This is a genomic window from Serratia sp. TSA_105.2 (assembly GCF_052692115.1).
In genome coordinates this window covers 921,207-940,199 of record NZ_JBQZFT010000002.1, presented here as the reverse complement: position 1 = coordinate 940,199, position 18,993 = coordinate 921,207, and the positions used below count along the sequence as shown (strand labels likewise).

Below are 18,993 nucleotides of genomic sequence, written 5' to 3'. Positions count from 1 at the left end.
TGAATACTCCAGGCGCTTATATTGCCGTCAATATAACACGATGCTAGTATTTGGCAATCAAGACGCTTAGATGGCTAAATGCGAAAAAGTGCTTAGCCCGCCACGCGGCAGGCAAAGCTTCATCTGCCGGCCGCCTTACCGAACGGGAAACGATAATAATGACGGATAATCCGCAACTTACCGCATTGCTGGCGGCCTGCCACTGGATTGGCGACAAAGGCTGGTGCCCGGCGACCGGCGGCAACATGTCGCTGCGCCTGGACGAACGTCAGTGCCTGGTCACCGAGTCCGGCAAAGACAAGGGCAGCCTGAGCGCCGCCGATTTTCTGCAGGTGGATATCGCCGACAATCATGTGCCGAGCGGCCGCACGCCGTCGGCGGAGACCGGATTGCACACGTTGCTCTACCGCCTGTCTGCGCACATCGGCGCGGTGCTGCATACCCATTCCGTCAACGCTACCGTCCTGTCGCGGGTGGAGCGCGGCGATGCGCTGGTGCTGCAGGGGTACGAAATGCAGAAGTCGCTGGCCGGCCAGCGCAGCCACCTGGACAGCGTGGCGATCCCCATTTTCGACAACGATCAGGACATTCCCCGGCTGGCGGCGCGCGTGGCGGCCTATGCCGAGGCCACGCCGTTGCAATACGGCTTTCTGGTGCGCGGTCACGGTCTGTATTGCTGGGGGAGTCAGGTGGCGGAAGCTCGCCGTCATCTCGAAGGGCTGGAATTCTTGTTCCAGTGTGAACTGCAACGCCGCTTACTGGAGGCGAAATGATCCGCGCTATCGTGACCGATATTGAAGGCACCACCAGCGATATTCGCTTCGTGCATCAGGTACTGTTTCCTTACGCCCGCGAACGGCTGGCGGATTTTGTGCGCCGCCATGCCGCTGAGAGCGAAGTCGCCGCGCCGCTGGCGGCGCTGCGCGCTGAAATTGACCAGCCGCAGGCTGATCTCGACACGCTGATCGCCGCCCTGTACCGCTTTATGGATGAAGATCGCAAATCCACCGCGCTCAAGGCGTTGCAGGGCATCATCTGGCGCAGCGGTTACCGCGAAGGGGACTTCCGCGGGCATCTGTATCCGGAAGTCGCGGGGCAGTTGGCCGCCTGGCAGCGGCAGGGGGTGAAGCTTTATGTCTATTCCTCCGGTTCGGTGGAGGCGCAGAAGCTGCTGTTCGGCCACAGCGACGCGGGCGATCTGCAGCCGCTGTTCAGCGGCTATTTTGATACGCACGTCGGCGCCAAGCGTGAAACCGCGTCGTACCGCAACATCGCGCAGGCTATCGGCATCGCGCCCGACGAGCTGCTGTTTTTGTCCGACATCTACCAGGAGCTGGATGCGGCGCAGACCGCCGGCTGGCATACCTGCCAGCTGATCCGCGATGACGCGGACGACCAGAGCCGGCATCCGCAGGTTAACCGTTTTGATCGTATCGATTTAGGGGAGTTCGTCTCATGAGTGGATTGACCATTTTCAGCGATACAGCGCCGCAGCAGCCGCTGTGGCAGAGCCGCGATGCACAGGAGATCCAGCGGCAGTTGGCGCAAATCGGCGTGCGCTTTGAGCGCTGGCAGGCGGATCGCGAGCTGGGCGACAACCCGCAGCCGGAGGCGGTGATCGCCGCCTACCAGCATGAGATAGACCGGCTGGTGGCGGAAAAGGGTTACCAGAGCTGGGACGTGATCAGCATGCGGCCGGACCATGAACAGCGCCAGGCGCTGCGTGAAAAATTCCTGTCCGAACATACGCACGGCGAAGATGAAGTGCGCTTTTTCGTCGAAGGCGCAGGGCTGTTTTGCCTGCATCTGGACGGCAAGATCTTCCAGATCCTGTGCGAAAAGAACGATCTGATCTCGGTGCCGGCCAACACCCGGCACTGGTTCGATATGGGATCGGCCCCGCATTTCACCGCGATCCGGGTGTTCGACAACCCGGAAGGCTGGGTGGCGCATTTCACCGGCGACAAGATCGCCGATGCCTATCCGCGTCTGGACTGATCGTCAACCCGCGGGCGTTAACCCAACGCCCGTCGGAAGATCCCCGCTTCAACCTGCTGCGGCGTAATCACGCCGCTGTCGAATACCCATCCGCTGATGAGCTTGGCCGGCGTAACGTCGAACGCCGGATTGTAGACCGGTGCCTCGTTCGGCGCCCACTGGCAGGTGCCAAAGCTGCCTGAAACGCCGGTGACTTCGGCCGCCGCGCGCTGCTCGATTGGAATGGCGGCGCCGTCCGGGCAGTGCGGATCGTGGGTGGTATGCGGGGCGGCCACGTAGAACGGGATGCCGTGGTAGTGCGCCAGCACCGCCAGGCTGTAGGTGCCGATCTTGTTGGCGACGTCGCCGTTGGCGGCGATGCGATCCGCGCCGACCCATACCGCATCGACCAGGCCCTGTGCCATCAGGCTGGCGGCCATCGAATCGCAGATCAGGCGATAGGGAATGCCCAACTCGCCCAGCTCCCAGGCGGTCAGGCGGCCGCCCTGCAGCAGCGGCCGGGTTTCATCGACCCACACCTGTTGCACCTTGCCCTGCCGGTGAGCGTGCAGCAGCACGCCGATGGCGGTGCCGACGCCGGCGGTGGCCAACCCGCCGGTATTGCAGTGGGTCAGCAGGCGGCTGCCGGGCTTGACCAGCCCAGCGCCGTGATCGGCAATGCGATCGCACAATCGGCGATCTTCTTCCACCAACCGCAGCGCTTCGCTCACCATCGCCGGCCCCCAATCAGGCTCCGCCAGCGCCAGCTTCATGCGATCCAGATTATTCATCAGGTTGACCGCCGTCGGGCGCGCGGCGCGCAGCGTGTGCAGCGCCTGCTCCAGCTCGGCGCGCGGCAGACCGCGTTCCGCGAGCAGCGCCAACAGCAGGCTGGCAGACAGCCCGATCAGCGGCGCGCCGCGCACCCGCAGGCTGTGAATGTGCCCGACCAATTCCTCCACGCTGTCGCAGGCGCGCCACCGCTTTTCCTGCGGCAGGGCTTGCTGATCGAGGATCCAAAGGCGGTTGTCCTGCAGGGTCAAACTGGTGGTGTTAAGCGCTTGCATCGGCGGTTAATTCCTTGTTGCGTGGTTATTGCATCTGAAACGCTATTCTGCCAACATGACTTCCAGATGTATAGACGTCCAAATGCTTTTACGTCTAAATAAACAGAATCGCTGGGTCAGTGAGAGAGAACAGAGGGGTTGGGGAATGTCGCTTTATCGTACGTTTACGGCTGCCGACGCCGTTGAATACGCCCGCCAGTACGGGCAGGTGGCCGAACCGCAGGCGCTGGTGAGCGCCGACGAGATCGGTGACGGCAACCTGAACCTGGTGTTCAAGATCCGCGATCGTGAAGGCGTGAGCCGGGTGATCGTCAAACAGGCGCTGCCCTACGTGCGCTGCGTGGGCGAATCCTGGCCGCTGACGCTGGATCGGGCGCGCATCGAAGCGGAAACGTTGCTGGTCCACGGCGGTTTCTGCCCGCGGCATACGGTAAAAGTCTTGCATCACGATCCCGAATTGGCGGTGATGGTGCAGGAAGACCTCTCCGATCATCGCATCTGGCGCAGCGAGCTGGTGCAGGGCAACTATCACCCGCTGGCGGCCGGGCAGCTGGCGGAATACCTGGCGCAGACGCTGTTCCACACCTCCGATTTTTATCAGTCGGCGCAGCAGAAGAAGGCGGAAGTCAGCCGTTTCACCAACCCCGAGCTGTGCCAGATCACCGAAGATCTGTTCTTTACCGATCCCTATGTCGATCATGAGCGCAATCAGTTCGAGGCGGCGCTGTTGCCGCAGGTGCAGGCGCTGCGTGAGGATGCGCCGCTGAAGCTGGCGGTCGCCGGCCTGAAACATCGCTTCCTCAGTAAGGCGGAAGCGCTGTTGCACGGCGATATTCACAGCGGTTCGATCTTCGTGGCGGAAGGGCGGTTGAAGGCGATCGACGCTGAATTCGGTTTCTACGGCCCGATCGGTTTCGATATCGGCACTGCGTTAGGCAACTTGCTGCTCAACTATTGCGGCTTGCCGGGGTTGTTCGGGCCGCGCGACGCCGCCGCCGGGCGCGAGCAGCGCCTGCAGGATGTGCGCGAGCTGTGGCTGATTTTCGCCGATCGCTTCCTGGCGCTATGCCATCAGCAGAGCCGCGATGCGGCGCTGGCGACGCCGGGTTACGCTGAGCAGTTCCTGCAGCAGGTCTGGACTGACGCAGTAGGGTATTGCGGCACCGAACTGATTCGGCGCACCATCGGCCTGGCGCACGTCGCCGATCTGGACAGCATCGCCGACGCCGATATGCGCCTCGACTGCCAGCGCCATGCGCTGGGACTGGGGCGCACGCTGATCGTCAATGCGCCGCAGATCGAGCATATTGACGCGCTGTTGGCGCGTATTCGCCAGCAAGGTTGAAAAGGCGGGTGCTCGTGGATCCTGCCTGACACCATCAGCCAACGGGCGGGGCGAACCCCGCCGTTGGGTTGCCTTACCGTTCGGATTCGTAAGCCAAAGTGGCCGCAACCTCCGAGTCTCCCAGCCTGATGCGCAGTTCGCACAGCGAACCGCGGGTTAGCCAGATGAACGCGATCAGCGTCATACAGACGATCACCAGTTTAAGTACGACCCGTTTTTGCTGCATTTTTGACCTCCCTATCCTTGCCTTGCGGCGGGTAAGAGGCTAACCTGATGTTGCTTGGCATCAGAGTGGCCTCGGGTTGATAATATCGACTCGGGGCCTTTCTCTTTCTCTCCTTTGCCAAGGCTCCGGACAGAAAGATCCAGAGCACCCGCCGCGCAGTCTACTCGAACTTCCTTCCCGTGAAATCCGCCGTTGCGCCAACCTGCGGCGCGGTGCGCAGTTGGTGATGCAAGAAAAGAAAAAGGGGCGATGATGATCGCCCCTTGGATGCGTGGAGTGGGAATTGGCGTTAAGCCGCTTCGGTCTGCTGTTGGCGCTTAGACTGCGCCGCCGGCTTTTCCGGCTTGGCGGCCGCCAGCGCATCCGGCGCGAAGTCGTCCACGTTGATGGAGCGCAGACGGCTCTCTTCGGCTTTCACCAGAATTTTCGCTTCGTCGGCGCTGATCTTGCCTTCTTCCAGCGCGCGTTCCGCCAAACGATCCAGACGGGTGAACGGCAGGTTTTTGCCGACCGCCTTGCACAGACGTTCGTGAATCGGCTCGGCGGCCATCACGTCGGCCAGCGCCGCTTCCAGCAGGCCGATTGGGTTATGTTCGCTCGGCGTCAGGTACTGGCCGCGTCCCAGACGGCTGCGGGTGGCGGAAGGCACCTGCAGGATCTTGGCCAACTGGTGATCCAGACGATCGGACGGTGCGGTATGCACACGGCCGAGCGGGAAGACCACGAAGCGCATCGCGCCGGCGATAAAGCGGTTCGGGAAGTTGCGCAGCAGGTCATCCAGCGCCTGTTCGGCTTTATGCAGGCTGTCTTGCACGCCCCAATGCACCAGCGGCAGATCTTCTTTCTGACGGCCTTCGTCGTCAAAGCGTTTCAGCACGGCGGAAGCCAAATACATCTGGCTGAGGATGTCCCCCAGGCGAGCGGAGATGCGCTCGCGGCGCTTCAGGCTGCCGCCCAGCACGCCCATGGAAACGTCCGACAGCAACGCCAGGTTGGCGCTCAGGCGGTTCAACTGCTGATAGTAACGACGGGTCGCGTCCTTGGTCGGCGTGGCGCTGGTGCGGCCGTTAGTCAGGCCCAGCCAGAAGCTGCGTACCTTGTTGCTGCCGACGTGGCCCAGATGGCCGAACAGCGATTTATCGAAGGCGTTCAGATCGTTGCTTTGCGCCGCCGCCATTTCATCCAGCACATAAGGATGGCAGCGGATCGCGCCTTGACCGAAGATCATCATGGTGCGGGTCAGGATGTTCGCGCCTTCCACTGTGATGGCGATCGGTGCGCCCTGATAGGCACGAGCCAGGAAGTTGGATTCGCCGAGCATGATCCCTTTACCGCCGGCGATGTCCATGGCGTCAACGATCGACTGCTGGCCGCGGTGCGTACAGTGGTATTTGACGATGGCCGACAGCACGGCCGGCTTCTCGCCCTGCACCAGTGCATAGGTGATCAGCGAAGCGGCGGCGTCCATCACATAGGTGTTGCCGGCGATGCGGGCCAACGGCTCTTCGATCCCTTCCATCTTGCCGATGGAGATTTTGAACTGACGGCGAATGTGCGCGTAGGCACCGGTCGCCAGGGCGATGGATTTCAGGCTGCCGGTAGAGTTGGACGGCAGGGTGATGCCGCGACCGACCGACAGACACTCAACCAGCATGCGCCAGCCCTGGCCGGCCATTTTCGGGCCGCCGATAATGTAATCGATCGGGACGAACACGTCTGTGCCGCGGGTCGGGCCGTTCTGGAACGGCACGTTCAGCGGGAAGTGGCGGTTGCCGATTTCCACGCCCGGCGTGCTGGTCGGGATCAGCGCACAGGTGATGCCCGGGGATTCGTTGTCGCTCAGCAGGCGGTTCGGGTCATGCAGTTTGAACGCCAGGCCCAGTACGGTGGCGACCGGCGCCAGCGTGATGTAGCGCTTGTTCCAGGTCAGGCGCATGCCCAGCACCTGCTTGCCTTGCCAGTCGCCCATGCACACGGTGCCGACGTCCGGAATGGCACCGGCATCGGAGCCCGCTTCCGGGCTGGTCAGCGCGAAGCAAGGGATCTCGTCGCCGCGCGCCAGGCCCGGCAGATAGTGGTTTTTCTGTTCTTCGGTGCCGTAGTGCTGCAGCAGTTCGCCCGGGCCGAGGGAGTTCGGCACGCCGACGGTGATCGCCAGGATACCGGAAACGCCGGCCAGTTTTTGCAGCACCATCGCCTGAGCGTAAGGGGAGAATTCCAGACCGCCGTACTCTTTCTTGATGATCATCGCGAAGAAACGGTGTTCTTTCAGGTACGCCCAGAGTTCAGGCGGCAGATCGGCCAGTTCGTGGGTGATCTGGAAGTCGTTGGCCATGCGGCAGGCTTCTTCCACCGGGCCGTCGATAAACGCCTGCTCTTCTTCCGTCAGGCGCGGTTTCGGGTAGCTGTGCAGCTTGTTCCAGTCCGGCGCGCCGCGGAACAGATCACCTTCCCACCAGGTGGTGCCGGCGTCGATCGCTTCCTTCTCGGTGGTGGACATCGGCGGCATCACCTTGCGGAAGGCGCGCAGCGCCGGCGCGGAGAGCAGGGAACGGCGCACAGAGGAAAGGTTCAGCGGCAGCAGCACGATAGCCAGCGGCAGCAACAGCCAGAAGCTCCACAGGCCGATAGCGCCCATGGCGGCGGTGTACGCCACCAGGATCAGGCTGCTGAGGGTAAGGTTCACTCGGTGGTAGAACACCACGCCGAGGAGAGCCAGGAAAACGACGATACTAAGAACCATCATAAGAAGCTCCGAAGTAGTAAGAGGTCTGACCTGTTGTGTGTATGTAATAGGTTTTAGTACAAGGCAGAATTTTTATCAATGCGTTTACAGTTTAATTACAACTCAGGTCACAAACTGACAGCACCAATCATCAAAAACCTCTCCGCTTCCTTAACCGGCGCGCTGTTTGGCTGAGAATGCTTCTCGCTGTTTCCGCGATCCGGTACACTGCGAAGCGGAAGATTTGACGATAACAAGAGGTTCCTCATGTACCACGACCTTATTCGCAGTGAACTGAACGAAGCGGCTGATACCCTGGCGAAATTTATCAATGACGACGCCAACATCGACGCCATCCAACGTGCGGCGGTGCTGCTGGCGGATTCCTTCAAAGCCGGCGGTAAAGTGATTTCCTGCGGCAACGGCGGTTCCCATTGCGACGCGATGCACTTCGCCGAAGAGCTGACCGGCCGCTACCGTGAAAACCGCCCGGGCTACCCGGCGATTGCCATTTCGGACGTGAGCCACCTGTCCTGCGTCAGCAACGACTTCGGCTATGAGTACGTATTCTCTCGCTATGTGGAAGCGGTAGGCCGCGAAGGCGACGTGCTGCTGGGCATTTCCACCTCCGGCAACTCCGGCAACATCATCAAGGCCATCGACGCGGCGCGCGCCAAGGGGATGAAAGTGATCACCCTGACCGGCAAGGACGGCGGCAAGATGGCGGGTTCCGCCGATGTGGAAATTCGCGTGCCGCACTTCGGTTACGCTGACCGCATTCAGGAAATCCACATCAAAGCGATTCACATCTTGATTCAGCTGATCGAAAAAGAGATGGTTAAGGCTTGATAGCCTGCGGGGAGCTGCGGCTCCCCCCAAGAATAAGACCGCGGGTGCCGCATACTGCGCCCGCACAGCCTGTGTCAGTGTGGTTAAGGAGTGCTGGCGATGTGTGAACTGCTCGGGATGAGCGCAAACGTACCGACCGATATCTGCTTCAGCTTTACCGGCCTGGTACAGCGCGGCGGCCGCACCGGGCCGCATAAGGATGGCTGGGGCATTACCTTCTATGAAGGGAACGGCTGCCGCACATTCAAGGATCCGCAGCCGAGCTTCAACTCGCCGATCGCCCGCCTGGTGCAGGATTACCCGATCAAGTCCTGTGCGGTGGTGTCCCATATTCGCCAGGCCAACCGCGGCGAAGTGGCGCTGGAAAACACCCACCCGTTCACCCGCGAACTGTGGGGCCGCAACTGGACCTACGCGCACAACGGCCAATTGAAAGGCTATCGTCAGCTGGATACCGGCACGTTCCGCCCGGTCGGCCAGACCGACAGCGAATACGCGTTCTGCTGGCTGCTGCATCAGCTGGCGCTGAAATACCCGCGCACCCCGAGCCAGTGGCCGGCGGTCTTCCGCTACATCGGCCTGTTGGCGAGCCAGCTGCGCAAGAAAGGGGTGTTCAACATGCTGTTGTCGGACGGGCGCTTCGTGATGGCCTATTGCTCCACCAACCTGTATTGGATCACGCGCCGCGCGCCGTTCGGCAAGGCGACGCTGCTCGATCAGGATGTGGAAATCGATTTTCAGCAGCAGACCACACCGAACGATGTGGTCACGGTGATCGCCACCCAACCGCTGACCGCCAACGAAACCTGGCACAAGATTGAGCCAGGCGAGTTCGCGTTATTTTACTTCGGTGAGCGGCTTGTTCTGAGCGAAGGGATTGGTGTTGGGCGTCGGGCTGGCTGACGCATACTGCGTCATCATGCCGCCGCTGCTCATCAACGGTTGACCCAAGACGTACTGGCCATTAACCACGCCCATTGTCGGCGGCTGGTGGTTCTTCGCGAAGTAATCGTAGCCCGGCTTCAGCTGGCGCCAGAAGGCGATATAGCTGGACGACGCATGGCGCTTGAGGTTTTGCTCGGTCATGCGGAACGGGTAGATGCTGATGTCGACGCGGCTTTGGCCATAGGAGAAGGCGGCTTCGACGTAGCGATAGATCTCATCCATATAGGTGTTGGTCATCGCGTAGCAGCCGATCGATTTACATTCGCCGTGGATCATCAGATAAGCGCCGGAATAGCCCTGCGACTTGTCGTAATCATTAGGGAAACCGATATTGATCGCCCGATAATACTTGCTGTCGGGTTTCAGATGGCGTGCGTCAACGCTATAAAAGCCTTCCGGACTTTTAAAATCGCCTTCACGACGTTTAGGGCCCAGTCCACCGGAGAAATTACAGATCGGGAACGTGTTGACCAGGCGGAATTCATTGCCCATTTTGGCATACAATTCCAGCTTGCGTTCCTCTTTGAAGATCTGAATATAGACCGGCGAACCCAATAATTGCTGTTTAACTACCGGCGCTTCGGGTACCTGCTCGCTGGCGCTGCAGGCCGTGATCATCGGCATAGAAACAAGCATCGCAAACAACAGCGCGATTTTGCTCATTATTATTCCTGCTTATATTTATCTGCCGGCGCAATTGAGGTTGGCCAGCTTGCCACTGATTATTGTTTTTACTGCTGCAAAACACCGCCAGATTACCAGCGCGTTTATTTTTAGCAATACGTGATATGTATAAAAAAACGACAAAGCTCGATAAAAGTGAAATGACCGGCAGATTTTAACGATAAGTAGTGAAAAACACGCGAAATTTAATTGCGTTTGCTTGACCCAAGTCACGACGGAACGCAGAACAATGTTGCGAACAATGTTAATATTCACTCTTCAATTTAACGCGCTGTGGCGATTGAAGCGGCAGGGGTTATGGCATATAACCCGGCCGTTTTGATGGTTATTTGGCTACAGGCCGTTAACACATCGACTGTCGAGCAAACAACGGAAAAGGGGAATCAAGGGAATGCGCGTTACCCCGATTTTTCACTGCGAGAAAGTTCATATTGGGCGTGCCGCCATGCACACTGCCCGGCAATCCTGGCATCGTCAGCACCCGCCTCTGGGGCCGGGCAGACGTGTAAACCAAACTACATCGTATAAATCCTATGATTAAGATCAGAAAAGGGTTAGATCTGCCGATAGCCGGGGCTCCGGTTCAGGCGATCCAAGACGGCCCGAACATTCAGCATGTTGCCCTGCTTGGGGAAGAGTATGTCGGAATGCGTCCCTCCATGCTGGTGCAGGAAGGCGATACCGTTAAGAAAGGCCAGGCGTTGTTCGAAGATAAGAAAAACCCCGGGGTTTTCTTCACGGCTCCCGCCAGCGGCCGCATCGCCGCGATTAACCGCGGCGAACGGCGCGTATTGCAATCGGTGGTGATTGCGCTGGAAAACGGCGGCGACGACCAGCTCGAGTTTGCGCATTACCCGCTGGGTGAGTTGGCCCAGCTGCCGCGCGAACAGGTCGAGAGTGAACTGATCGCCAGCGGCCTGTGGACCGCGCTGCGCACCCGTCCGTTCAGCAAAACGCCGAGCCCCGGCAGCGAAGCGCGCGCCATTTTCGTCACCGCGATGGATACCCAGCCGTTGGCCGCCGATCCGCAGGTGATCATCGCCGAACAGCAGGCGGCGTTCAACGCCGGGCTGCTGGTGTTGGCGCGCCTGACTGCGGGCAAGGTGCACGTATGCCACGCCGCCGGTGCTTCCGTTGGCCAGCAGAGCAGCCCGCAGATCGCCTACAGCGAATTTGCCGGCCCGCACCCCGCCGGGCTGGTGGGTACGCACATTCACTTCCTGGAACCGGTCAGCCTGAAGAAAACCGTTTGGCACATCGGCTACCAGGACGTCATCGCCATCGGCACGCTGTTCACCACCGGTAAGCTCGATACCCGCCGGGTCGTGGCGCTGGCCGGGCCGCAGGTGGCGCAGCCGGCGCTGCTGCGCACCCGCCTGGGGGCCAGCCTCGAGGAGCTGACCGCCGGCCGCCTGAAAGACGGCGAGAACCGGGTGATCTCCGGTTCGGTGCTGAACGGCATGCACGCCGCCGGCCCGAACGCCTGGCTCGGCCGTTTCCACTCGCAGGTGTCGGTGCTGGAAGAAGGGCGCGACAAAGAGCTGTTCGGTTGGATCGTGCCTTCGCCAAACAAGTTCTCCATTACCCGCACCACGCTGGGCCACTTCCTGAAGAACAAACTGTTCGCCTTCTCGACCACCACTCACGGCGGCGAGCGCGCCATGGTACCGATCGGCAACTACGAGCGGGTGATGCCGCTGGATATTTTGCCGACGCTGCTGCTGCGCGATTTGCTGGCGGGCGACAGCGACAGCGCGCAGGCGCTGGGTTGTCTGGAGCTGGATGAGGAAGATCTGGCGCTGTGCACCTTCGTTTGCCCCGGCAAGTATGAGTACGCGCCGGTGCTGCGCGAGGTGCTGACCAAGATTGAGCAGGAAGGATGACCGATGGGCCTGAAGAATTATTTTGAGAAGATAGAGCATCACTTCACGCCGGGCGGCAAACTGGAAAAGTGGTACCCGCTGTATGAAGCGACCACCACGGTGTTTTATACCCCCGGCACGGTGACGCGCGGCGCTTCGCACGTGCGCGACGCCATCGATTTGAAACGCATGATGATCCTGGTGTGGCTGGCGGTGTTCCCGACGATGTTCTGGGGTATGTACAACGTCGGCCAGCAGGCGATCCCGGCGCTGCACCATCTTTACAGCGGCGACGAGCTGCAACAGGTGCTGGCGGGCGACTGGCATTATCGCCTGGCGCAGTGGCTCGGCGCCTCGCTGGCGGCCGACGCCGGCTGGGTCAGCAAGATGGTGCTGGGCGCCTGTTACTTCCTGCCGATCTACGCCGTGGTGTTCGTCGTCGGCGGCTTCTGGGAAGTACTGTTCGCCATTATCCGCAAGCATGAGGTCAACGAAGGCTTCTTCGTCACCTCTATCCTGTTCGCGCTGATCGTGCCGCCGACCCTGCCGCTGTGGCAGGCCGCGCTGGGCATCACCTTCGGCGTGGTGGTGGCCAAAGAGATCTTCGGCGGCACCGGGCGCAACTTCCTCAACCCGGCGCTGGCCGGCCGCGCCTTCCTGTTCTTCGCCTATCCGGCGCAGATCTCCGGCGATCTGGTGTGGACCTCTGCGGACGGTTTCTCCGGCGCGACGCCGCTGGCGCAGTGGAGCGCAGGCGGGGCGCACAGCCTGAGCAACGTGGCCACCGGCCAGTCCATCAGCTGGATGGACGCCTTCCTCGGCAACATTCCCGGTTCCATCGGTGAAGTCTCCACGCTGATGATCCTGATCGGCGGGGCGATTATCCTGTTCGGCCGCGTGGCCTCCTGGCGCATCGTCGCCGGCGTAATGCTCGGCATGGTGGCTTCCGCCCTGTTGTTCAACGCCATTGGTTCCGATACCAACCCGATGTTCGCCATGCCGTGGTACTGGCATCTGGTGCTGGGCGGTTTCGCCTTCGGCATGATCTTTATGGCGACCGACCCGGTTTCCGCCTCCTTCACCAACAAGGGGAAATGGTGGTACGGCATTCTGATCGGCGTGATGTGCGTGCTGATCCGGGTGGTCAACCCCGCCTATCCGGAAGGCATGATGCTGGCGATCCTGTTCGCCAACCTGTTCGCACCGCTGTTCGATTATCTGGTGGTGCAGGCCAACATCAAGCGGAGAAAAGCCCGTGGCGAATGAAGCAAAAAACGACGGTATCGGTAAAACGCTGCTGGTAGTGCTGCTGCTGTGTCTGGTGTGTTCAGTGGTGGTGGCGGGCTCCGCCGTCGGCCTGAAGTCCAAACAGCAGGAGCAAAAGCTGCTCGACAAGCAGCGCAATATTCTCGACGTAGCCGGCCTGTTGCAGCCGAAAATGGAGAGTGAGCAGGTCAAGCATCTGTACAGCGAGCGTATCGAACCGCGCCTGGTGGATCTCAACAGCGGCGAGTTTGTCGCCGGCAAGGCGGCGGCGTTCGATCTGGGCGCCGCGCTGCGCGACGACGCCAAAAGCGTGGCGCTGGCGGCGGGCGACGATCCGGCCGGCATCAAGCGCCGCAGCAATCAGGCGGAAATCTACCTGGTGCGCGATGAAAGCGGCCAGGTGAACAAGATTGTGCTGCCGGTATACGGCACCGGCCTGTGGTCGATGATGTACGCCTTCGTGGCGCTGGATAACGACGGCAACACGGTCAAGGGCATCACCTACTACGACCAGGGGGAAACCCCGGGGCTGGGCGGTGAGGTCGAGAACCCATCCTGGCGCCAGCAGTGGGTCGGCAAACAGCTGTTCGACGACAACGGCCAGCCGGCGATCCGCGTGGTGAAAGGCGGCGCGCGTCAGGGGGATGTGCACGGGGTGGACGGCCTGTCCGGCGCCACGCTGACCTCCAACGGCGTGCAGCATACGTTTGATTTCTGGTTGGGCGAGCACGGCTTCGGCCCGTTCCTGAAAAAAGTTCGTGAAGGAGCGCTGAAAAATGGCTGATTCCAAAGAGATAAAGCGGGTCCTGCTGGGGCCGCTGTTCGACAATAACCCGATCGCCCTGCAGGTGCTGGGGGTCTGTTCTGCGTTGGCGGTGACCACCAAGCTGGAGACGGCGGTGGTGATGACCATTGCGGTGACGCTGGTCACGGCGTTCTCCAGCTTCTTCATCTCGCTGATCCGTCACCATATTCCCAACAGCGTGCGCATCATCGTGCAGATGGCGATCATCGCCTCGCTGGTGATCGTGGTCGATCAGCTGTTGCGCGCCTACGCGTTCGAGATCTCCAAGCAGCTGTCGGTGTTCGTCGGCCTGATCATCACCAACTGTATCGTGATGGGGCGCGCCGAGGCTTACGCCATGAAGTCGCCGCCGATCGAGAGCTTTATGGACGGCATCGGCAACGGGCTGGGCTACGGGGTGATCCTGGTGCTGGTCGGTTTCCTGCGCGAGCTGATTGGCTCCGGCAAGCTGTTCGGCGTCCCGGTGCTGGAAACGGTGCAGAACGGCGGCTGGTACCAGCCGAACGGCCTGTTCCTGCTGGCGCCGAGCGCGTTCTTCATCATCGGCCTGCTGATCTGGGTGCTGCGCACCCTGAAGCCGGCGCAGATCGAAAAGGAGTAAAGGCCGATGGAACACTATATCAGCTTGTTTGTGCGTGCGGTGTTCGTCGAGAACATGGCGCTGGCGTTCTTCCTCGGGATGTGTACCTTCCTGGCGGTGTCGAAGAAGGTCTCGACCGCCTTTGGCCTGGGCATCGCGGTGACCATCGTGCTCGGCATTTCGGTGCCGGTGAACAACCTGGTCTACAACCTGATCCTGCGCGACGGCGCGCTGGTGGAAGGCGTCGATCTGAGCTTCCTCAACTTCATCACCTTCATCGGCGTGATCGCGGCGCTGGTGCAGATTTTGGAGATGATCCTCGATCGTTTCTTCCCGTCGCTGTATAACGCGCTCGGCATCTTCCTGCCGCTCATCACCGTGAACTGCGCCATCTTCGGCGGCGTGTCCTTCATGGTGCAGCGCGACTACAACTTCGCCGAATCGGTGGTGTACGGCTTTGGTTCCGGCACCGGCTGGATGCTGGCGATCGTCGCCATGGCGGGGATCCGCGAGAAACTCAAGTATGCCAACGTGCCAGCAGGGCTGCGCGGCCTGGGCATTACCTTTATCACCACCGGACTGATGGCGCTGGGCTTCATGTCCTTCTCCGGTGTTCAGTTGTAAAGGCGGGAAGAATTTATGGAAATTATTTTAGGCGTAGCCATGTTCACCACCATCGTGATGGTGCTGGTATTGCTGATCCTGTTCGCCAAATCGAAGCTGGTGAACACCGGCGACATCGCGGTGGAGATCAACGGCGATCTGGATAAGAGCTTCCATGCGCCGGCGGGCGACAAGCTGCTCAACGTGCTCTCCAGCCAGGGGATTTTCGTCTCCTCGGCCTGCGGCGGCGGCGGTTCCTGCGGCCAGTGCCGGGTGGTGATCAAAGAGGGCGGCGGCGATATCCTGCCGACCGAGCTCTCGCACATCAACAAGCGCGAAGCGAAAGAGGGTTGCCGCCTGGCGTGCCAGGTGAACGTGAAGCAGAACCTGAAGATCGAGCTGCCGGAAGAGATCTTCGGCGTGAAGAAATGGGAGTGCGAGGTTATCTCCAACGATAACAAAGCCACCTTTATCAAAGAGCTGAAGCTGAAGATCCCCGATGGCGAAGACGTACCGTTCCGCGCGGGCGGTTTCATCCAGATCGAAGCCCCGGCGCACGACATCAGCTACGCCGACTTCGACGTGCCGCAGGAGTATCGCGGCGACTGGGACAAGTTCAACCTGTTCCGCTACCGCTCGACGGTGAACGACACCACGGTGCGCGCCTACTCGATGGCCAACTACCCGGAAGAGAAGGGCATCATCATGCTCAACGTGCGTATCGCCACGCCGCCGCCAAACAACCCGGACGTGCCGCCGGGCATCATGTCTTCCTATATCTGGTCGCTGAAGGCGGGTGACAAGGTGACGATCTCCGGGCCATTCGGCGAGTTCTTCGCCAAGGACACCGACGCCGAAATGATCTTCATCGGCGGCGGCGCGGGCATGGCGCCGATGCGTTCGCACATCTTCGATCAGCTCAAGCGCCTGAACTCGAAGCGCAAGATCACCTTCTGGTACGGCGCGCGTTCGCTGCGCGAGATGTTCTATGAAGACGACTTCAACCAGCTGCAGGCGGAGAACGACAACTTCACCTGGCACGTGGCGCTGTCGGATCCGCAGCCGGAAGATAACTGGACCGGCTACACCGGCTTTATCCATAATGTTCTGCTGGAGAACTACCTGAGGAATCACCCGGCGCCGGAGGACTGCGAGTTTTACATGTGCGGGCCGCCGATGATGAACGCTGCGGTGATCAAGATGCTGAAAGATCTGGGCGTCGAAGACGAAAACATCATGCTGGATGACTTTGGTGGCTAAATGCGCGCATTGGCGATGAAGAACTGGCTGACGGGCGTGGCGCTGAGCGCCACCCTGTTGCTGACCGGCTGCGGGCCGGAACAGGTGGACCTGACGGGTAAAACCATGGGCACCTCGTATTCGATCCGTTACGTGACCGGCGACGATACGCCGTCGGCGCGCGAGATGCAGGCGGAGATCGATAAACGGCTGGAGCAGGTGAACGACCAGATGTCCACCTACCGGCCGGACTCCGAGCTGAGCCGCTTCAACGCCAGCCGCGACATTGACCGGCCGTTCCCGGTTTCGCCGGCGACCGCCGAGGTGGTGCGCGAAGCGCTGCGCATCAACCGCGTGACCGATGGCGCGCTGGACGTGACCGTCGGGCCGCTGGTCAACCTGTGGGGCTTCGGCCCGGAAGGGCGGCCGGATAAAGTGCCGAGCGAGGCGGAGCTGGCGCACCGCCGCGCCTGGACCGGTGCCGATAAACTGGCGGTACAGGGCAGCGCGCTGGTGAAAAGCATCCCCGAGCTGTATGTCGACCTGTCGTCGATCGCCAAAGGATACGGCGTGGATGTGGTGGCGGAGTACCTGCAATCGCAACACGTGCAAAACTACATGGTGGATATTGGCGGTGAAGTCCGCACCCGCGGGCGCAACGGCGAGCAAAAGCCGTGGCGCATCGCCATCGAGCGCCCGACCGCCGGTGCGCAGCAGCAGGCGCAGTTGGTGATCCAGCCAGGGGAGATGTCGATCGCCACCTCGGGTGACTATCGCAACTACTTCGAGCAGGACGGGGTGCGCTATTCGCACACCATCGATCCTATCACCGGCCGGCCGATCAACCACCGCCTGGTGTCGATCACCGTACTGAGCCCGACCTGTATGACCGCTGACGGCCTGTCCACCGGCCTGAACGTGATGGGGCCGGAGCGCGGCCTGGCGCTGGCCAATCTGCTCGGTATCCCGGTGTTCATGATCGTGAAAACCGCCGACGGGTTTGAGGAGCGTTATTCGGACGCGTTCAAACCCTACCTGAAAAAGAGTTCGTGAGGTTGCTATGCTGACGGTATTCGCCGCCACCTTCGTGTTGTTCCTGCTGATCGTCGGCGGGATGTCGCTGGGTTATGTGTTCAAACGCAAAAGCCTGCAGGGCAGCTGCGGCGGCATCACCGCATTGGGGATGGAGAAAGTCTGCGACTGCCCGGAACCTTGCGATGCGCGTAAAAAGCGCGAAGCCAAAGCGGCGCAGCGGCGCGAGCAGTTGGACAAACACCGCATTCTGTAGCTGTAGCGAAAACCCGGCCTAGGCCGGGTTTTTTATTTGGGCCTTGCCGAAAGGCGTATGAAAGTCTGGCTGGGTGCGATTAACAATGGCGTGAATTTTCAGGGTGTAACGGATAAAACGATCGCCAGAAAATACGAATATGCGCTTTCTCAGTTTTTTAAGCAGAGGTAACAGGATGAACTGCATTATTTTGGCTGGAATGCTGACTTTGCTGCTCGCCGGCTGTATGCACATGAACGATCCGAGGCCAAAGAACTACGCGGCCAGCGTCACTGTGGTTGATAACCACGTTTGCGTGCGGGTTCAACCGGAAGGGGACGAGCGGTTGGCCGGCGTCATTATCGAAGAAATCGGCAACGCCAACGCTATCTTCGGCAAGAACTTCGCGGATAACGAGATGCCTGCGGTCATCGCGGCTACGTGCATTCCCGACGATAACTATAAATTCGAGGGCGGGAGGTCTTACGGGGTTTCGATAACGCTGCTGTCGCGGGATAAACGAAGTAAAGATATTGAGCCTGCCGCCCGGTTATTTGGGGCAGGGTTTAGCATACGCAATGAAAATGGCACCATCCAGGTGGTTCCTGCTCACTAACGGATGTTGAAAGCCGGGGGGCATAAGGTGGGTTTGTCGAACCGCCTTATGCCTTTGGCCGATGATTTATTTCGCCTTGCGGAAGCTTTTCGTATCGATGTAAGGCACCTGCGTTCAAAAATATGTTACCGCATTCATTTATGAGGGGTTATTTGCTTTTGGAATAGGCCAGATTGCCGAGTGAACCTCCCACGAAACAGCACAACACCAGGCCAATCGTCAGCAACTCGAAGTTAGCCGACATCTGATCCTCGCCCTCAATGTGGCCAATAATCCAGTCTGAGAGAAAGGGAAAAGCCAGGAGCATGAGGCCGATACCTATGATCGCACCGGCAATAATTGCTGCTATCCGTTTCATATCACCTGCCAGAACCAGACTTCTTTTGATTTAAAGAAATCGCTAAAACGTCCATCCCAAGAAAGCCCCCATTGAATACGAAAATAGCTCGATAGTGTGGTTAAACGAGAACCATTCCACAGATCTATATGATCTCCCGAGCGATTGCGAAAGTTTTCATTCCCTCGCTGCCAGTAATCTTTAAAAAAGATAATGCCGGTTTTGCCTTTCAGCACCCGCTCAAACTGGTTGGATGTGACTTTTACCATGCATCCTAGCCCCGGTATCGGTGTTCGTGCTAAAGCATTTGCCAGTTCTTCAGCACGCAAAATATGGCCCTCACTTTTCTTGTGTAACCAACAAAAGTTCACGCCTGACAATTTACTGACATCATACCCACAATGAACCAAAGCTGCACCGATGCGTATAGCACACTGATCATCAAAGGCTTTATCGCCATGGACAGTGCGGCATGGATACTCATCCCCATTGATTTGAGGATGTTGTTCCCAAAGTTTGTTAAAAGTTATCGACATATAATTCCTTTTAAATCATTCCATTATTCTCTAGCCCTCCGATGCCATAGCATATGTTGATACC

General features: G+C 59.8%; 21 protein-coding genes. 15 read left to right on the top strand and 6 right to left on the bottom strand.

Features of this window, described 5'->3' with window-relative positions:
• The first annotated feature begins 158 nt into the window (after positions 1 to 158).
• From ACUTSC_RS10970 to ACUTSC_RS10960, 3 genes are read left to right on the top strand one after another with little or no spacing between them, the layout of a single operon-like run.
• Positions 159 to 773 carry a methylthioribulose 1-phosphate dehydratase gene (locus ACUTSC_RS10970; protein WP_164040372.1) on the top strand — a complete coding sequence of 205 codons (615 nt, stop codon included), beginning with the start codon at positions 159 to 161 and terminating at the stop codon, positions 771 to 773.
• Positions 770 to 1,459, top strand: a complete 690-nt coding sequence (gene mtnC / locus ACUTSC_RS10965; protein ID WP_197766900.1) for an acireductone synthase — start codon at positions 770 to 772, stop codon at positions 1,457 to 1,459. The genes ACUTSC_RS10970 and mtnC overlap by 4 nt, the downstream gene beginning before the upstream one ends.
• A complete protein-coding gene (locus ACUTSC_RS10960) occupies positions 1,456 to 1,998 on the top strand; it encodes a 1,2-dihydroxy-3-keto-5-methylthiopentene dioxygenase (RefSeq protein WP_015376726.1) in 543 nt (180 codons plus the stop codon). Before mtnC ends, ACUTSC_RS10960 begins: the two co-directional genes overlap by 4 nt.
• Before the next feature lie 17 nt (positions 1,999 to 2,015).
• Here ACUTSC_RS10960 and mtnA read toward each other — a convergent pair whose 3' ends face one another.
• Positions 2,016 to 3,044 (bottom strand): S-methyl-5-thioribose-1-phosphate isomerase, encoded by a 1,029-nt coding sequence (gene mtnA, locus ACUTSC_RS10955; RefSeq protein WP_197766899.1) that lies wholly within the window; start codon positions 3,042 to 3,044, stop codon positions 2,016 to 2,018.
• Positions 3,045 to 3,189: 145 nt separating this feature from the next.
• On the opposite strand from mtnA, the gene mtnK reads away from it, so the two are divergent.
• A complete protein-coding gene (gene mtnK / locus ACUTSC_RS10950; RefSeq protein ID WP_063990826.1) occupies positions 3,190 to 4,389 on the top strand; it encodes an S-methyl-5-thioribose kinase in 1,200 nt (399 codons plus the stop codon).
• A 73-nt stretch (positions 4,390 to 4,462) separates the two neighbouring features.
• Here mtnK and ACUTSC_RS10945 read toward each other — a convergent pair whose 3' ends face one another.
• Together ACUTSC_RS10945 and fadE are read right to left on the bottom strand one after the other, a co-directional pair.
• Positions 4,463 to 4,615 carry a Hok/Gef family protein gene (locus tag ACUTSC_RS10945; protein ID WP_004930217.1) on the bottom strand — a complete coding sequence of 51 codons (153 nt, stop codon included), beginning with the start codon at positions 4,613 to 4,615 and terminating at the stop codon, positions 4,463 to 4,465.
• A gap of 289 nt (positions 4,616 to 4,904) precedes the next feature.
• Complete coding sequence (fadE, locus tag ACUTSC_RS10940; protein WP_197766898.1) at positions 4,905 to 7,361, bottom strand: acyl-CoA dehydrogenase FadE; 2,457 nt, start codon at positions 7,359 to 7,361, stop codon at positions 4,905 to 4,907.
• Between the two features lie 246 nt (positions 7,362 to 7,607).
• Here fadE and lpcA point away from each other — a divergent pair, with 246 nt between their 5' ends.
• Positions 7,608 to 8,189, top strand: a complete 582-nt coding sequence (lpcA, locus tag ACUTSC_RS10935; RefSeq protein WP_004930220.1) for a D-sedoheptulose 7-phosphate isomerase — start codon at positions 7,608 to 7,610, stop codon at positions 8,187 to 8,189.
• Between the two features lie 99 nt (positions 8,190 to 8,288).
• Positions 8,289 to 9,092, top strand: coding sequence for a class II glutamine amidotransferase (locus ACUTSC_RS10930; protein ID WP_197766897.1), 804 nt, complete (start codon positions 8,289 to 8,291; stop codon positions 9,090 to 9,092).
• Here ACUTSC_RS10930 and dpaA read toward each other — a convergent pair.
• Complete coding sequence (dpaA, locus tag ACUTSC_RS10925; protein ID WP_197766896.1) at positions 9,027 to 9,797, bottom strand: peptidoglycan meso-diaminopimelic acid protein amidase; 771 nt, start codon at positions 9,795 to 9,797, stop codon at positions 9,027 to 9,029. The two genes, ACUTSC_RS10930 and dpaA, sit on opposite strands and share 66 nt — an antisense overlap.
• A 554-nt stretch (positions 9,798 to 10,351) precedes the next feature.
• On the opposite strand from dpaA, the gene ACUTSC_RS10920 reads away from it, so the two are divergent.
• The 9 genes from ACUTSC_RS10920 to ACUTSC_RS10880 all read left to right on the top strand — a co-directional run bounded on the left by ACUTSC_RS10920 (position 10,352) and on the right by ACUTSC_RS10880 (position 18,056).
• On the top strand, positions 10,352 to 11,701 hold the full coding sequence (locus ACUTSC_RS10920; protein ID WP_197766895.1) for a Na(+)-translocating NADH-quinone reductase subunit A: 1,350 nt from the start codon (positions 10,352 to 10,354) through the stop codon (positions 11,699 to 11,701).
• Positions 11,702 to 11,704: 3 nt separating this feature from the next.
• A complete protein-coding gene (locus ACUTSC_RS10915) occupies positions 11,705 to 12,946 on the top strand; it encodes an NADH:ubiquinone reductase (Na(+)-transporting) subunit B (RefSeq protein ID WP_197766894.1) in 1,242 nt (413 codons plus the stop codon).
• Positions 12,936 to 13,730 (top strand): Na(+)-translocating NADH-quinone reductase subunit C, encoded by a 795-nt coding sequence (locus tag ACUTSC_RS10910; RefSeq protein WP_063990832.1) that lies wholly within the window; start codon positions 12,936 to 12,938, stop codon positions 13,728 to 13,730. The genes ACUTSC_RS10915 and ACUTSC_RS10910 overlap by 11 nt, the downstream gene beginning before the upstream one ends.
• Positions 13,723 to 14,352, top strand: coding sequence for an NADH:ubiquinone reductase (Na(+)-transporting) subunit D (locus ACUTSC_RS10905; protein WP_004930232.1), 630 nt, complete (start codon positions 13,723 to 13,725; stop codon positions 14,350 to 14,352). The genes ACUTSC_RS10910 and ACUTSC_RS10905 overlap by 8 nt, the downstream gene beginning before the upstream one ends.
• A gap of 6 nt (positions 14,353 to 14,358) precedes the next feature.
• Positions 14,359 to 14,955, top strand: coding sequence for an NADH:ubiquinone reductase (Na(+)-transporting) subunit E (gene nqrE, locus ACUTSC_RS10900; protein ID WP_004930235.1), 597 nt, complete (start codon positions 14,359 to 14,361; stop codon positions 14,953 to 14,955).
• 15 nt (positions 14,956 to 14,970) lie between these two features.
• On the top strand, positions 14,971 to 16,194 hold the full coding sequence (gene nqrF / locus ACUTSC_RS10895) for an NADH:ubiquinone reductase (Na(+)-transporting) subunit F (RefSeq protein WP_033649928.1): 1,224 nt from the start codon (positions 14,971 to 14,973) through the stop codon (positions 16,192 to 16,194).
• Positions 16,195 to 17,226 carry an FAD:protein FMN transferase gene (locus ACUTSC_RS10890; RefSeq protein ID WP_038871326.1) on the top strand — a complete coding sequence of 344 codons (1,032 nt, stop codon included), beginning with the start codon at positions 16,195 to 16,197 and terminating at the stop codon, positions 17,224 to 17,226.
• Positions 17,227 to 17,233: 7 nt separating this feature from the next.
• On the top strand, positions 17,234 to 17,461 hold the full coding sequence (gene nqrM, locus ACUTSC_RS10885) for a (Na+)-NQR maturation NqrM (protein WP_004930244.1): 228 nt from the start codon (positions 17,234 to 17,236) through the stop codon (positions 17,459 to 17,461).
• Between the two features lie 175 nt (positions 17,462 to 17,636).
• Positions 17,637 to 18,056 (top strand): putative T6SS immunity periplasmic lipoprotein, encoded by a 420-nt coding sequence (locus ACUTSC_RS10880; protein ID WP_443003638.1) that lies wholly within the window; start codon positions 17,637 to 17,639, stop codon positions 18,054 to 18,056.
• Between the two features lie 148 nt (positions 18,057 to 18,204).
• On the opposite strand, the gene ACUTSC_RS10875 is transcribed toward ACUTSC_RS10880, so the two are convergent.
• Both ACUTSC_RS10875 and ACUTSC_RS10870 read right to left on the bottom strand, forming a co-directional pair.
• A complete protein-coding gene (locus ACUTSC_RS10875) occupies positions 18,205 to 18,414 on the bottom strand; it encodes a hypothetical protein (protein ID WP_443003639.1) in 210 nt (69 codons plus the stop codon).
• On the bottom strand, positions 18,411 to 18,929 hold the full coding sequence (locus ACUTSC_RS10870) for a type VI secretion system amidase effector protein Tae4 (protein WP_443003640.1): 519 nt from the start codon (positions 18,927 to 18,929) through the stop codon (positions 18,411 to 18,413). Before ACUTSC_RS10870 ends, ACUTSC_RS10875 begins: the two co-directional genes overlap by 4 nt.
• Between the last annotated feature and the right edge of the window lie 64 nt (positions 18,930 to 18,993).

Excerpts from the sequence above, each read along its gene's own strand:
- ACUTSC_RS10880 (WP_443003638.1), top strand. The coding sequence starts at position 17,637 with ATGAACTGCATTATTTTGGCTGGAATGCTGACTTTGCTGCTCGCCGGC.
- ACUTSC_RS10870 (WP_443003640.1), bottom strand. The coding sequence starts at position 18,929 with ATGTCGATAACTTTTAACAAACTTTGGGAACAACATCCTCAAATCAAT.
- lpcA (WP_004930220.1), top strand. The coding sequence starts at position 7,608 with ATGTACCACGACCTTATTCGCAGTGAACTGAACGAAGCGGCTGATACC.
- mtnC (WP_197766900.1), top strand. The coding sequence starts at position 770 with ATGATCCGCGCTATCGTGACCGATATTGAAGGCACCACCAGCGATATT.
- nqrE (WP_004930235.1), top strand. The coding sequence starts at position 14,359 with ATGGAACACTATATCAGCTTGTTTGTGCGTGCGGTGTTCGTCGAGAAC.
- dpaA (WP_197766896.1), bottom strand. The coding sequence starts at position 9,797 with ATGAGCAAAATCGCGCTGTTGTTTGCGATGCTTGTTTCTATGCCGATG.
- ACUTSC_RS10875 (WP_443003639.1), bottom strand. The coding sequence starts at position 18,414 with ATGAAACGGATAGCAGCAATTATTGCCGGTGCGATCATAGGTATCGGC.
- ACUTSC_RS10970 (WP_164040372.1), top strand. The coding sequence starts at position 159 with ATGACGGATAATCCGCAACTTACCGCATTGCTGGCGGCCTGCCACTGG.
- fadE (WP_197766898.1), bottom strand. The coding sequence starts at position 7,361 with ATGATGGTTCTTAGTATCGTCGTTTTCCTGGCTCTCCTCGGCGTGGTG.
- nqrF (WP_033649928.1), top strand. The coding sequence starts at position 14,971 with ATGGAAATTATTTTAGGCGTAGCCATGTTCACCACCATCGTGATGGTG.
- ACUTSC_RS10945 (WP_004930217.1), bottom strand. The coding sequence starts at position 4,615 with ATGCAGCAAAAACGGGTCGTACTTAAACTGGTGATCGTCTGTATGACG.
- mtnK (WP_063990826.1), top strand. The coding sequence starts at position 3,190 with ATGTCGCTTTATCGTACGTTTACGGCTGCCGACGCCGTTGAATACGCC.
- ACUTSC_RS10905 (WP_004930232.1), top strand. The coding sequence starts at position 13,723 with ATGGCTGATTCCAAAGAGATAAAGCGGGTCCTGCTGGGGCCGCTGTTC.
- ACUTSC_RS10960 (WP_015376726.1), top strand. The coding sequence starts at position 1,456 with ATGAGTGGATTGACCATTTTCAGCGATACAGCGCCGCAGCAGCCGCTG.
- ACUTSC_RS10915 (WP_197766894.1), top strand. The coding sequence starts at position 11,705 with ATGGGCCTGAAGAATTATTTTGAGAAGATAGAGCATCACTTCACGCCG.
- nqrM (WP_004930244.1), top strand. The coding sequence starts at position 17,234 with ATGCTGACGGTATTCGCCGCCACCTTCGTGTTGTTCCTGCTGATCGTC.
- mtnA (WP_197766899.1), bottom strand. The coding sequence starts at position 3,044 with ATGCAAGCGCTTAACACCACCAGTTTGACCCTGCAGGACAACCGCCTT.
- ACUTSC_RS10920 (WP_197766895.1), top strand. The coding sequence starts at position 10,352 with ATGATTAAGATCAGAAAAGGGTTAGATCTGCCGATAGCCGGGGCTCCG.
- ACUTSC_RS10930 (WP_197766897.1), top strand. The coding sequence starts at position 8,289 with ATGTGTGAACTGCTCGGGATGAGCGCAAACGTACCGACCGATATCTGC.
- ACUTSC_RS10890 (WP_038871326.1), top strand. The coding sequence starts at position 16,195 with ATGCGCGCATTGGCGATGAAGAACTGGCTGACGGGCGTGGCGCTGAGC.